Raw genomic sequence first — 13,351 nt, 5'->3', positions numbered from 1 at the left:
ATTCAAAACTATGACCACTTTACAACTGAAAAGAGTCAACAGAATCAACCATAATAGACCCATAAAATCCACCCCGCCAACCCGAGGTTATTCAACACTCAACCAATGATAGGAGTTCTTGACCAGATGTATTCCTCCCCAAAATAAGAGGAGAGCAACAACCGGGTGCAGAGCGATTATGCTTCCCATATCCGAGAATACATGGATGGTCATGTATTGAATCACAATCAATAGATACATCCCAAGGCTTATCCATCTCCGTTTCCCGGTAATTTTTCCGATGAATGAAAGCAGGAACATTCCAAGAGGGATGAATTCAAAATAACTGACGAAATCGGCGTGGATTTTCCAATTGCCCGTGTTTGCAAATAAAGCAGAGCCAGCAATAAAGACTTGAAGCACGATACAAATCACCAAAACAATAGCTGATAAAGCATAAATGAATCTGACAGTCCGGCGAACCATTGGTGGAATCTTTAAAGAACCCATTGCAACCCATCCTTTACAAAATTGATTTCTTTTTAAAAGGATAAGGTACATTCCTAAAAATCTTCTAAACCATTTATTAAATAAACCTTAAGAAAAAACCTTAAGAAAAAAACCACAAGCACCAAGAGTGCTTGTGGTATAACCCAAAGTTTCTTTATGCTTTGAAGCGGTATCCTGCTCCCCAAACTGTTTCGATGTATTGAGGGCTGGAAGGATCGGCTTCAATTTTTTCACGTAACTTCCGTATATGGACGGTTACTGTACTGATGTCTCCTAGTGAATCCATGCCCCAGATCCTGTCAAAGAGATGATCTTTACTGAATACATGATTCGGGTGGTTGGCTAAAAATAACAGCAGATCAAACTCTTTGGTCGTAAGAGAGGTTTCTTTTCCGTTCATCCAAACTCGGCGCGTATTTTTTTCAATCGTTAGGCCTCGGATACGAAGTTCCTCATTATTTCGATCCTTTCCCAAAAAACGTTCATACCTTGCCAGGTGCGCTTTTACCCTTGCCACGAGTTCACCGGGACTGAACGGTTTTACAATATAGTCATCTGCTCCCAAACCCAGGCCACGGATTTTATCAATATCTTCTTTCTTTGCGGTTACAAGCAAAATAGGAATGTCTTTCGATGCGCGTATCGTTTTACACAGTTCGAAGCCATCTTTCCCGGGCAGCATGACGTCAAGTAGAATAAGTGCGTAGTCCTCATTGATCGCCTTTGTCAGCCCACGATCACCAGTCGTTTCAATATCTACATCGAAACCATTGATTTCCAAATAGTCCCGTTCCAGTTCCGCAATACTCTCATCATCTTCAATGATCAACAATTTGTTCATTTCCTCCCTCCTTTCCCATCACTTTCGGCAAGGTGAAACGGATACGTGTGCCTTCTCCAACTTTGCTTTCAGCCCATATTTCCCCGTTATGATCCTCGATGATCCGCTTCACTATCGCGAGACCTAGACCACTTCCTCCAGAACGCGTATTCCGGGAAGGCTCTGCCCGGTAAAAACGATCGAAAATGAAAGGCAGGGCATTATCCGCGATTCCTGAACCATTATCGATAATCTGTACCATAACCTGCGTTTGTTTTTCCTCCAAGCGGATCGTGATGAACTTGTCGGGTTTATCCATATACTTCAAACTATTATGGATGATGTTCGTAACCACCCGTTTGATTTTTTCCCGATCTGCGAGAACATGATAAGGTTGGTCATCGTCTGCTTGGAAGGAGAGGTCCACACCATCCTGCTCCAGATCGAACGCGAGCTCCTCCTTCAAGTCCAGCAAAAACAAGCGAATATCCAATTCTACGAGATCATAGGGCAACCGGTTCAAATCCAGTTTGGAATAATACGATAGTTCGTCAATCAGGTGGTCCATATCATTTGCTTTTGAATAAATCGTTTTTAGATAACGATCCATTTTTTCAGGTGTATTGGCTACACCCTCCTGAATTCCTTCTATATAGCCTTTGATGGAAGTCATCGGAGTTTTCAGATCATGGGAGATATTCGCTACCAGTTCTTTCCGGTTTTCTTCATATTTCAATTGCAGGCGGATCGACTCCTTCAATTTTTCCCGCATATGATCGAACGTCCGGGAAAGTTCTCCCAATTCATCTTTTTTCTTGTTGACAATTTCGAAATCCAGATCCCCTTCACTGATCCGATTGGAGGCTTCGATTAATTCGTTGACCGGTTTGATGATGCTTCTTGACACCAAATAAGTGAGCAACCCGTTGGTTGTGATCAGAATCAGGAGAAGAATTCCGAACATCAAAGGGAAAACCCCTCTACCGAAGTTCCCTCCAGGATCTTGGAGAAGGAAAATCGTCCCTTCTGTACCATTTTCAAAGTAAAAGTCGTAAAACCGAAGTCGATAATGTCCACCGCCGATCCAATGAACTGGACGCTGGAAGCTGTCATTTCCGAAAGCAGGCAGGTCATTGATCGAAATAGTTCCAAGCTCAGAAGGACGGAATAGGATCTCATTCCCCCGTCTTACAATCAAGGAGGTATGGTGTTTAGCCAATTTCTGCTCCAATTCAGCAAGTTGTTGTTGATCCTGCAACTGATCAGGATATAGGGAAGCCAGTCTCTTCAGCTCAGAAAATTCACGATCGATTGTAGTCGTTTCAGTGCTATCTTCATCGTTCATCAGAGACCAAAAATCGTTAAGGCCCCCAAATAGAAGCGATATAACTAAAAAAACAGCTAATATAAATAGAATCACAGGGATGACGATCATTGCTATATTCGACAATATCAGTTTTTTCCGAATCGACATGCACTCACCAACCTTCCATCCATTCTAAACCAATCATATCCTAACCAACTGAAGGTTGCATCATACAGAAACACCGCTTCATAAGCGGTGTCCCGTACCAATCACTTCAAGTTTCCTTTGATTTTTTTAAACTCGCTTTCGTCTATCTCACCATTGACATACCTTTTCTCTAGCATATCCATCGCATTATAAGATCCTCTAGGGTACCACCCTCCAATCCTTTTCAACATGATGATATTTGTAATGAGGATCCCAAGGAAAATAAAGAAGATCGGAAAAATAAACCATGGAAAGAATCCAACATGATGCATTTCAATCACTCCTGTGTGTAATATTTTTACTAATCACAGTATATCGACCATTTCTTAAATACTTCTAAAACAGATATTAACCATTTCTTAATTCTTCATGTGTTACCGAACTTGTTGAAATCCAACGTTTTTTCCAAGTCAAAAAAGGTGTGAGGTTTCCCACAAAGTCGCTCAACGCGTTCCTGCCAGCTATACAACTGGTTTGGTTCGATGAATTTTTCAAGTAGTTCTTGAAAAACGTCTGCCTTTCCATAAAGACTCTTAATCTTGAATTTGCTGCGTATCATATCTCTAATCGATAGCGCAAAATTATAAGCCTGGAAAAAAGCAGGATTCTCGACATAGAACATCTCACTTGCTAGATGGAAAGCTTCACCTTCATACCTGAATACATGCCTATAACATTCTGCTGCAATCTCCTCGAAACTTCTCTCAGGTTGTTTATACATTTCATATTCGACAAGGCTATAATAATAATTCATTTTCACCATATTTAAATTCAACAAATGATCCGCTTCTTCAATCTGAGCATCTTCATCTTGAAGATCGAAATTTTTTAGAAGAAACGATTTATCCGTGATGAAAGTTTGGAATAATTCGGCTACGCCTTCTGCTGCAATACTCGAATAAAAACGATAGAGCTCTGGATATTGAAAAGAGCTGTAATGCCCTTCAACGGCATGGCCCATCTCATGGATTCCCGATAGAAATGTAGAATACGAGTCCCTTTTATTGACGACCAGTTTGATTTCATTCGGATTGATGTTGATGCAGAAACCTCCATAGGGAATCTCCAAGCTTTCAATTAAAACAGGAAGTTGGTGTAAAAGTATACCTAGACTGTTTGCTGCATCGCTTAATACCTCTTTCATTCGATTAGAATCAAAGCTACTTGTTTGAAGCTGCTGAAAATTGAACGTTGAATAATATTGGTCATACTGATGGATCGTTTTCCAACCGAATCTTTCTTTTATTCTCTTATCCCAGTAACTAGAGGAGTTTGCTGATTTTTCTAATAGAATGTCCATTTCCGCTATATAAGCTTTAATGTCGAGTTCTTTAAGGCTGCATCTGAAGTAATAATAGTTTGAATATCCATGACGCTTCGCAAGTTTATTCCGTTTCTGAATCAATGTCCTGAATAAGTCCTCATTCTCCCTACCTATTCTTTTTGAACCTCTTAAAAGGTGCTTACGAAGTTCACGGTCCGGTTTTTCCATAATTGTTGAATGAACCGTACCGAGATTATATTTATTTCCGTTTACAATAAACGTACTCTCCATAAGGTTCGATTGCAGTCTATTTTGTATTTTAACAAGTTCGGGATGACTGTCCAACGCTTCCTGAGTCATCTTGGTCAGAAAAACATGCAGACGTCTATGCCACACTGGATCATCTTTTAAAACTTCTTTCCAATAGGATAAGTTAGCTTTCAAGAACTCGTTAGTCATCAATTCATGCTTGATCCTTTGGATATCATCGAGCCTTGGATCTTGTTCACCCTAAGCGTACATCTTGTAATATATCCTCTCCTCTTCCTGGTAAAGTTGATCAAGTTTCTCGACCTCCTCGGTATATGCTTTCTCCCATTCATCTACATGTTTAATATCAATTAAGCGTTCAAAATTAAGTTTCATGATCCACCCCTTACAATTGCTTGCTTCCAGTTACATATACTTGCATTTCCAATCATGATAAAAAGAAAGCAGTGTTTGATGCATTTCTCTTAACGTGAATAAAATTAAAAATAACATCTTGAAAGTTGCGATTTCCCCGGTAAAAACGAAATAACAGCTATCACAACTACCCAGAAATAGAATATTGTTTTATCCATATGACTTTCCTCTCTATGAAATGATTTCTTCTGAACCAGTTCCTTTTTATGGAATAATATAGGATTTCCATATACCCATTATAGAATCCTTCAATAAAGTAGAATCAGATCATGGTCTTCCATATCATCGAGAGTGTTGACCACAGGAATTTGCAGAAAATAAGCACAAAATAGTAAAAACTATCCCTTTTAAAGAAAGAATGGGATAGTTTTTTCATTTATTGTTTGTTTAGGATGCAGAAATCAAGCGATCGGGGGTCTAGGATCGTCATATAAGCACATTATCTACAAAAATAGCTTTGAAATGCAAAAAATTTGAAATCATCTACTAAAATATGTAATTATCTACAAAAAGGGAGCATTTATCTACAAAAATAAGGATTTATCTACAAAACGTAAAAACACTTGTTTGTTCATCTTCACCTTCACGTATTGAACAGTTTTCCTTCAATCGCATCCACATACCGTCGTGCCGATCGTTGCACCGCTTTATTCGCTTCAGTCCTCACGATTTTAAGGAAGGCACTGTAGATCCGGTCAAAAGTCAAATCATGCACTTTTTCTGCGATTTCTTCCACTTTCCTCGTTGGCAGCGGAAGCAAGTTCGGATAACTGTACATGAAGCTGACCCAGTTCTGGTCCGCAACCACCTGGATGATGTCCCCGGTCAACAAGATTCCTTTCCCACTGTTCCCATCCGGCCAATGCAAAACCGCTCCTCCTTTAAAATGACCACCAAGACGTTGGAGAGTAATCCCAGCTTCAAGCGGCAGCTCTTCGCCTCCCCAGTAATGAATCCGCTCACTTGGCTCCATTACCCATTGTCGATCGTCTTCATGGATATAAATTGGAGCGTCAAAGGTTTCCGCCCAATTAGCCTGCGTTGAATAATAATGTGGGTGCGACAAAGCGATCGCGTCGATTCCTCCTAGTTTTTCAATCGTATCGATCGTCTCTTGGTCCAAATACGTAATGCAATCCCACAAAATGTTGAACCCATTCTCTCTTACCAGATAAGCCGTCTGTCCGATTCCGAAACTCGGTGTGGTGGTGATGCTGAACAGATTTTCCTCTTCTAGTTTAATTTCATTCCGATAGTCTCCGCTCTCGACCATCGTTTGGAGCGTCGTCCATTCCTGTCCATTCGGATTGACATACTGCCGGTCCTCATTGCAAATCGGACAACTTTCAGGTTCGTGTAAGCTTTCAGGATATTGAACTCCACATGTCGTACAAATGAATTTACTCATTATCAGTTCTCTCCCTTTTATTCTTCTCTTATCTCTATCCTAATCAATCAAACAAGGTGGGAAAACGAGCAAAAGTTTGAAACTGAGTAAGACTTTTGATGTAATCCTTTCAGAAAGCGAGGATTAGGTTTTAAAATCCATGTAGATTGGGAAACCATACAACAGGCATCCAAACATACCCTTTAATTTTAGTTTTCATAGATTTGTGCAAAATAAAGATACTTCTTATAGGTAAAATTGTTTAACCGGAGGTGACTTCTATGTTGGAGGAGCTTAAAGAAGCGAAGATCATCCCAGTGTTGCGGAACATGCCAGATGACCATCTCACAGGAATTGTACAGGCATTGGTGGACAGTGGTGCTAAAGCGATCGAAATTACGTTGGATGAACCAAACGGTATATCCAAAATCCAAAAGATCAAGAAAGAGTTCCCACATTTATTGGTAGGAGCGGGAACCGTATTCTCGATTGATGATGCAGAGGATGCTATCAAAGTAAAGGCCGACTTCCTTGTATCACCGATCATGGTTAAAGAAGTCCTTCATTATGCGAACAACCGCCATACTTTGTTCATCCCAGGGGTCTTCACACCTACTGAAATGGTTCATGCAACGATCCAGGGAGCATCCATGGTCAATATTTTCCCAGCTTCTGCCCTTGGACCTGAGTTCATCGCGTCCGTATTGGAACCATTCGATGATATTCCTCTTATGTGTTCAAGTGAAGAAAATGTTAAGGATTATATGAATGCAGGAGCAAAAGTGATCAGAATAGATCGAAACCTTATCACCGAAGAAATGCTTGAAAGCCAAGATTGGATCCTTCTTAAAGAACGATTTCAAAAGTATGTGAATCGGGTCAACTTACCGCCAGGCTGTGGGGCATAGGAACCATCCCCCAGTTCCACAGCCGTTTTTGATACCCTATTCCTTCATCAGTTCACTGAAACAACCCCGAAAGGGATTTCCTTTTTATTACTAAAAGCTTTTATCGTTTTGTAGTCTTTATCAAGCTTTATAATGTATTTTTCAAAATAAAACAGGACTCTCCTATATGAAAGTCCTGATCTCCTGCTATTATAAATAGCTAGAATCATTTAACTAAAGCTGCTCTCAAATTAACACCATGTTCCAGATAACCCTTCAAACAGGTCAACATATAAACCCATCCCTCTTTGTTATCGACCAATTTTGTGATCAACTCATCATCGTTTCCTTTAAAACCTTCTTCGGTGACTTCAATGATTGTACTTGAGCTATCCAACCCTTGCAGCTTGATGGTAACAATATGTCCTTGCTCATCCTGGAAAATGATTTTCTTATTTTCCTCTATTTCCAGTATCTCTATATCCCCTTGTGCATCATATTCCTCATATCTCAAGGTGATCGTTTTACCTTGTTCCCATCTTGCAGAACTTGTAGAAAACCAAAAGTTTCCGATTTTCGCAGGATCTACAAATGCTTCAAAGACTTCCTGAACCGGGCTGAATATTTTCATTTTCGTAAGGTTGTCCATCTTGAACCCTCTCTTCCGTATGTAATATCATGTCAAATTGATATAGGCGGCAAAGTTTTCCCTGTTTCCAGAAGGCTTTTCAAATTGCTTAAAATGGCTGGCCATCCATTATTCAGACCTTCAAACGTATCATCTTTCTCCACGAGGTCACCAGGTTGAAGATTTTCATGTTTAAGCGTTAATTTTACAGTTGCGTCCATCTGTTTCAACTCGAATGTGACCTGGGAAGGCTCTTTTCTTGCTGATTCATCTGCTACATTGTTCCATGTGAAAGAAAGCAGACGGTACGGAAACTTCAGAACTACGCCATAATCGGTTGTCTCCCTATTCCGAGAATAGGTCACCTGCGAACCTTCTTGCCAATCAGATTCGACTTTGGTCCCAAAAAAGTATTTTTCAGTGAATTCACTACTCGTCAATGCTTCCCAGAGCTTTTCCGGTGTTGTTGCAATGTAGGTTACATAAACAAATTTCGTATCAGTCATCTCTCTCCTCCTCAAGATTTCTTTTCAATTTATTTAATGCCTCGATACGATGACGTTCATACTTTCCAATCCAACGATCATAAATCTCTCCGATCGGCGCTGCATTTAGGTAATGTAATTTGTTTCGACCGTTCCACTCAACGACAATTAAATTCGCCTCCTGAAGGACAACAAGATGTTTTGTTGCTGCTTGCCGTGTCATTTGAAGGTGGCTGCAAAGTTCATTCAGTGTTTGGCCATTTTTTTTATAGAGTTCATCAAGCAGTCTTCTTCGATTTGCATCCGCAAGGGCCTTGAATACTTTATCCATATGTGTATTATATGCAACCTTTTGGATGCATGTCAATCCATGATTTTAAACATACGAAAACCTGAGCTGAAACAAACTATTCCACTCAGGCTTTTTAGAGGATATACATTCTGTTATGTGTGACAAAAAGGGGGTTTCTGAAAATTAGTGGACAGCTGATCCGTTATTTGTTTAAAAGACAGCTGATTTCCGCTGATTTTAAGCGAGTAAGGTCCCTTGTGTCCACTAAATCTATGTTCGTTGCGGTTTTCATACAAATAAGGTCTCCTGTGTCCGTTAAAAGTAAGTCCTTCATAACTGGCCCATCGTCTTTTCTGCTTCCGTAATGATTTCCTTGATGATTTCTTCAGCTGTCTGCCCCTCTTTGATGAGGCGGTTCCCTTGGCCTGACCAGAGAGACAAATACTCCGCTTTTCCTTGCTGTTTGGCAGCAGCTCTGATTTCCTTCGTGATGAGATTCTGGATCGGATAGCTGTGAGGTTCGATTTGGTTTGCTTTCAAAAACCCCATAAATCGATTACGGATCGCTCGTGCAGGTCTTCCGGAAAAAGCAGTTGTAATTTCTGTGCTTTCTTCATCCGATTCGAGCAATTCTTTTTTATAGGCAGGGTCGGTACCGCTCTCGACCGCATTCAAAAACCGGGTCCCTAGCTGAATGCCATCTGCTCCCAACGCCCGTGCTGCAACGAGGCCTCTCCCGTCCATGATCCCGCCCGCTGCAATGACGGGGATCGATACATGATCGACAACCTGGGGGATGAGCGCAAACGTCCCGATTGCTGCTCCTTTCCCATCTATCACATCGAACGTTCCGCGATGTCCCCCAGCTTCCCCTCCCTGGGCAACGACTGAATCAACCCCAACTTCATCTGCTTGGATCGCTTCTTTTACGGTTGTCACCATCGTCACCAGTTTGAGTCCATGTTCATGAGCCCGCCTCACCTGTTCCTTGTCTGGTACTCCAAAGGTGGTAGAGATCACTGGCACCCTCTCTTCTATCAAAAGATCAAACTGTTCTTCATAGTAATCTTTGACTTTAGGTTTCCCAGTGGTGGGTGAGATACCCAGGTCTTCATAGATTGACAGAAGCTTTTCCTGGACTGAAGCAGTACCTTGGTCCTCTTGTTCCATCTCGACCCGAAACAAATTCACAGAGAAAGGCCGGTCGGTCCGTTCGCGGATCTTTCGGATCGCTTCTCTCGTTCCATCAGGTGTCAAATACCCAGCAGCCAACGTACCAAGTCCACCTGCGTCCGAAACTGCAGCAACAAGTTCAGGTGTGGTAATCCCGCCGGCCATTCCCGCCTGAATAATCGGAAACTCAATATCGAAAAGCGAACAAATATCAGTTTTCAAGTTCATCAGAATCATCCTTTTACGCCGAATTTTTCAAACTTGTACAATTCATCTTGAAAGTGATGCCATTAACCTGCCGAACTATTATTCAATTACTTTTTCCGGGTCAAAAACTTGTTCCAGGCTGAAATGTTCCAGGAGTTTAGCATAATTAGGACCGCTGATACGTGCCAGGGGCTGGAGTTTTTCAATATTTATCTTGAAATCTCCTAAATAATACTCATCCTTAATATGAAAATGGACGACACGGCCAAGGACCATGTTCGTATGGTTTCCAACCGGTATGATGTTTTCCAACACGCACTCCATATGTATCGGTGATTCTCCAACCGTCATGCAGTTTACCTTTTCGGCTAGAACCGGAGTCAACCCTACCTCTTCAAATTCATTGACATCCGCTTTGAAATTAGCAGCTGAATTGTTCATCGGTACCGCTATATCTTCCGTTACAAGGTTGATGACAAATTCCTTAGAAGCTTCGATATTAGCCAATGTATCTTTTTTCGTTTTTCCCCTATTGCCGATTGCAATCATGACGATCGGTGGAGAGCTTGTAACTGCAGTATAGAAACTGAAAGGTGCCAGATTATCATTTCCTTTTTCGTCCCGGCTCGAAACGAATGCGATCGGTCTGGGAACCACGATTCCAGTCAGAAGTTTATAAACTTCCCGTGATCGGCACTCCTCTGGGTTGATGTTCATATCGATACCTCCAAATTCTTCTTTAATTCAAGTGTAAACGAAAAGAGGCTGACAATACAGGATGCCAGCCTCACAATTTTTTATCCTCTTAATCTTCGACGTTAATTGAAACGATTTCTCCATTCTTTACGGCCGCAACTCTCAACTCTGTTTTGAAGCCGCCATCATCTTCAATTTCAGGGATGACATACACTTGTTTATCTTCAGGGAGGTTATCCAATCCTTTTTGTATATTCTCACGGATCGCTTTCGAATCATCCACCGTGCCTGCAGCCTTCATTGCCTCCATGAAAACATACGTCGCCACGTAATGGAAACCTGCTTCTGATCCAGGATCCTCCCCATATTCTTCCCTGTATTTTTCTATGAATTGTGGGGTTCCAGGATAATCCGATTCAATGAGTGGCACGACTCCAACCGCACCCTCAAATGTTTCATACGATTCCGTTACATTCTTCATTTCATCCAGCTTCGCCTGATCCATTACGATGAAACCGCCTTCAAATCCGAGTTCCCTGGCTTGTTTCGCGACTTTCGCGGTCGGTTCTGATGGACCACCGATGAATAATACATCCGGATCCTTTTTAAGAGCATTCGTTACAATTGTAAAGAAATCGGTATCCTTCGCAAAGTCTATGGAAGATTCATAGACGACCTCTCCTCCTTTTTCTTTCCAGAAAGGCAATAACGTTTCAGTCCAATCTTTACCGTACTGAGAGGAAGTAGGGAGGGCAGCGATTTTTTTGCCGAAGTTTTCCATAGTGTATTCTGTGAACGGCTCCATATATCCATCATATCGAGGTGGGATTCTGACCGTCAGCGAGTTCCCTGTCTCAGTGACATTCGGTTCACTTGTATACGCACCGATCAAGAAGTTTTCCTGCTCATTGAACACTTGCATCGCTTGGATTCCTCCACTATGCGGGCTGAATATGATCGGTGTCTGATTTTCCTGCAGCAACCGTTTGGCATTAGCCGCTGTTTCATTGGGGAGATATTTATCATCTAATGAAATCAGTTTGAATTTGTATGTTTCACCATCCACTTCAAAACCGCCATTATTATTGATTTCCTCAACTGCAAGCTTCAGTCCGTTCAGAGTTCGCTCTCCGTAATAAGCTGCGGGACCGCTCAAAGGACCACTATACCCGATGTTGACGACCTTATCCCCTTTCTCCACAGATGGGGCATCCGTTTCACCCTCACCAGAGGCTTCCTTACTGGAAGGGTTTTCGACACACCCAACTAATACGAACACAAATGATAAAACGATCAGAAACAGTAGTGACCGAAACCTTTTCATAAACATTTCCTCCTCATCATCGAATGTATGCCTGCTATCAGGCACCGATATATGCCTTCCGTACTGCCTCATTTGTGAACAACTCTTCAGAGGTCCCTTCCACGACGATCGAACCATTTTCAAAAACATAGCCTCGATCCGCAATTTTCAAAGCCGCATTCGCATTTTGTTCTGCCAATAAAATGGTGGTTCCATCCTTGTTGATCTTCTGAATCACATCGAACATCTGTTCAACGATCAAAGGGGCCAAGCCGATGGACGGTTCATCCAACAGCATCAACTTCGGTTTTGCCATCAACGCCCTTCCGATCGCCAACATTTGCTGTTGACCACCGCTCAAAGAGCCAGCAGCATCTTCTTTCTTCTCATGTAAAATCGGGAATAAATCGTATACTTCTTCGATAGATTGCTTGATCACTTTCTTCTTCTTACGATGTACATATGCCCCCATCGTCAGATTCTCGTAGACAGTCATCTGAGGGAATAGCTTTCTTCCTTCTGCACATTGGACGATGCCTGATTGTACTATACGGTCTGGCGAAAGGCCCTGGATCGGGGTCCCTTCAAAGACAATCTCCCCTTCGCTCGGTTTTTGGAGTCCGCTGATCGCCTTGAACGTTGTACTTTTTCCAGCACCATTGGATCCGAGTAAGACGACGAAGTCCCCTTGGCCGACTTCGATCGTCACATTGCTGATTGCTGTGTAGGCACCGTATTTGACGGATAACCTGTTGATTTCAAGCATTGGCACTCCCTCCTAAATACGCTTCGATGACCTTCTGATCGTTCATGATTTCTTTTGGCGTACCTTCTGCAATCTTTTTACCGTAGTTCAATACCATGATTTTATCCGCGAGTTTCATGATCATCTGCATTTTGTGCTCGATCAGGCAGACCGTGATCCCCCTACGGACCATTTTTTCCATCAATTCCGCCAGCCCATCAGTTTCATCAGGGTTGATCCCTGCTGCAGGTTCGTCGAGAAAAACAATTTCTGGGTCTGTGGCAAGTGCCAAGGCAAAAGCAACCCGTTTCTTTTCTTCCTGAGTGATATTGGCTGCCAGCTTGTCCGTAACACCTGTCAAACCGACAAATCCAAGGACTTCCATAGCTTTATCCCTGCATAATTGCTCTTCTATTTTAAAACGTCTCGTCCGGAATACAGCGTCCATCAGATTGGACTTTGTACGTAATCGATAACCGACAATGACATTATCCAAGACAGTCGCTTGTTCGAAAAGATGGGTAGTTTGAAATGTCCTTGCCATACCAAGCTTCGCGATTTTATTAGGTGGAAGCTTGGTGATATCATTTCCTTTAAAGATGACTTTGCCTGAAGTGGAAGCGTACAAGCCGCTGATCAAATTGAAGAACGTCGATTTTCCAGCCCCGTTTGGCCCGATTATGGCATAGATCTTACCTTTCACAATCGAAAAATCCACATCATCGACAGCCACAAGTCCCCCAAATTGTTTGGTCAGGTTCTTCGTCTCTAAAAACAC

At 42.0% G+C, this 13,351-nt stretch carries 16 protein-coding genes; 1 reads left to right on the top strand and 15 read right to left on the bottom strand.

The features are described 5' to 3' along the window. Nucleotides 1-87: 87 nt before the first annotated feature. The 7 genes from ACJROX_RS09080 to ACJROX_RS09050 all read right to left on the bottom strand — a co-directional run bounded on the left by ACJROX_RS09080 (nt 88) and on the right by ACJROX_RS09050 (nt 6,178). Nucleotides 88-489 carry a DUF6220 domain-containing protein gene (locus tag ACJROX_RS09080; RefSeq protein ID WP_408010433.1) on the bottom strand — a complete coding sequence of 134 codons (402 nt, stop codon included), beginning with the start codon at nt 487-489 and terminating at the stop codon, nt 88-90. A 154-nt stretch (nt 490-643) separates the two neighbouring features. Beyond that, on the bottom strand, nt 644-1,330 hold the full coding sequence (locus tag ACJROX_RS09075) for a response regulator transcription factor (protein ID WP_408010432.1): 687 nt from the start codon (nt 1,328-1,330) through the stop codon (nt 644-646). Continuing rightward, complete coding sequence (locus ACJROX_RS09070) at nt 1,308-2,783, bottom strand: sensor histidine kinase (protein WP_408010431.1); 1,476 nt, start codon at nt 2,781-2,783, stop codon at nt 1,308-1,310. Before ACJROX_RS09070 ends, ACJROX_RS09075 begins: the two co-directional genes overlap by 23 nt. A 101-nt stretch (nt 2,784-2,884) precedes the next feature. Continuing rightward, complete coding sequence (locus tag ACJROX_RS09065) at nt 2,885-3,094, bottom strand: hypothetical protein (protein WP_408010430.1); 210 nt, start codon at nt 3,092-3,094, stop codon at nt 2,885-2,887. A gap of 95 nt (nt 3,095-3,189) precedes the next feature. Further along, a complete protein-coding gene (locus ACJROX_RS09060) occupies nt 3,190-4,548 on the bottom strand; it encodes a hypothetical protein (protein WP_408010429.1) in 1,359 nt (452 codons plus the stop codon). A 48-nt stretch (nt 4,549-4,596) separates the two neighbouring features. Further along, entirely contained in the window at nt 4,597-4,731 is a 135-nt protein-coding gene (locus ACJROX_RS09055) for a hypothetical protein (RefSeq protein WP_408010428.1), read from the bottom strand. A 622-nt stretch (nt 4,732-5,353) separates the two neighbouring features. After that, entirely contained in the window at nt 5,354-6,178 is an 825-nt protein-coding gene (locus ACJROX_RS09050; protein WP_408010427.1) for a hypothetical protein, read from the bottom strand. A gap of 260 nt (nt 6,179-6,438) precedes the next feature. Between ACJROX_RS09050 and ACJROX_RS09045 the strand changes: the two genes are divergently transcribed. Then, on the top strand, nt 6,439-7,065 hold the full coding sequence (locus ACJROX_RS09045; RefSeq protein ID WP_408010425.1) for a bifunctional 4-hydroxy-2-oxoglutarate aldolase/2-dehydro-3-deoxy-phosphogluconate aldolase: 627 nt from the start codon (nt 6,439-6,441) through the stop codon (nt 7,063-7,065). Between the two features lie 205 nt (nt 7,066-7,270). Here the strand turns inward: ACJROX_RS09045 and ACJROX_RS09040 are convergent, their stop codons facing one another. The 8 genes from ACJROX_RS09040 to ACJROX_RS09005 all read right to left on the bottom strand — a co-directional run bounded on the left by ACJROX_RS09040 (nt 7,271) and on the right by ACJROX_RS09005 (nt 13,351). After that, nucleotides 7,271-7,693: an SRPBCC family protein gene (locus ACJROX_RS09040; protein ID WP_408010424.1), complete on the bottom strand. Its 423-nt coding sequence runs from the start codon at nt 7,691-7,693 to the stop codon at nt 7,271-7,273. Between the two features lie 32 nt (nt 7,694-7,725). Next, nucleotides 7,726-8,178, bottom strand: coding sequence for an SRPBCC family protein (locus ACJROX_RS09035; protein WP_408010423.1), 453 nt, complete (start codon nt 8,176-8,178; stop codon nt 7,726-7,728). Next, on the bottom strand, nt 8,171-8,488 hold the full coding sequence (locus ACJROX_RS09030) for an ArsR/SmtB family transcription factor (RefSeq protein ID WP_408010421.1): 318 nt from the start codon (nt 8,486-8,488) through the stop codon (nt 8,171-8,173). Before ACJROX_RS09030 ends, ACJROX_RS09035 begins: the two co-directional genes overlap by 8 nt. A 291-nt stretch (nt 8,489-8,779) precedes the next feature. Further along, nucleotides 8,780-9,850, bottom strand: a complete 1,071-nt coding sequence (locus ACJROX_RS09025) for an NAD(P)H-dependent flavin oxidoreductase (RefSeq protein ID WP_408010420.1) — start codon at nt 9,848-9,850, stop codon at nt 8,780-8,782. Between the two features lie 78 nt (nt 9,851-9,928). Then, a complete protein-coding gene (locus ACJROX_RS09020) occupies nt 9,929-10,546 on the bottom strand; it encodes a flavin reductase family protein (protein WP_408010418.1) in 618 nt (205 codons plus the stop codon). 88 nt (nt 10,547-10,634) lie between these two features. Next, a complete protein-coding gene (locus ACJROX_RS09015; protein WP_408010417.1) occupies nt 10,635-11,849 on the bottom strand; it encodes an ABC transporter substrate-binding protein in 1,215 nt (404 codons plus the stop codon). Nucleotides 11,850-11,886: 37 nt separating this feature from the next. Next, nucleotides 11,887-12,594 carry an ABC transporter ATP-binding protein gene (locus ACJROX_RS09010; RefSeq protein ID WP_408010416.1) on the bottom strand — a complete coding sequence of 236 codons (708 nt, stop codon included), beginning with the start codon at nt 12,592-12,594 and terminating at the stop codon, nt 11,887-11,889. Further along, nucleotides 12,587-13,351, bottom strand: coding sequence for an ABC transporter ATP-binding protein (locus ACJROX_RS09005; protein ID WP_408010415.1), 765 nt, complete (start codon nt 13,349-13,351; stop codon nt 12,587-12,589). The genes ACJROX_RS09010 and ACJROX_RS09005 overlap by 8 nt, the downstream gene beginning before the upstream one ends.

The organism is Pseudalkalibacillus sp. A8 (genome assembly GCF_045920555.1).
In the GTDB taxonomy this organism is placed as follows: domain Bacteria; phylum Bacillota; class Bacilli; order Bacillales; family Fictibacillaceae; genus Pseudalkalibacillus.
This window is presented reverse-complemented; position numbering and strand designations above follow the sequence as displayed.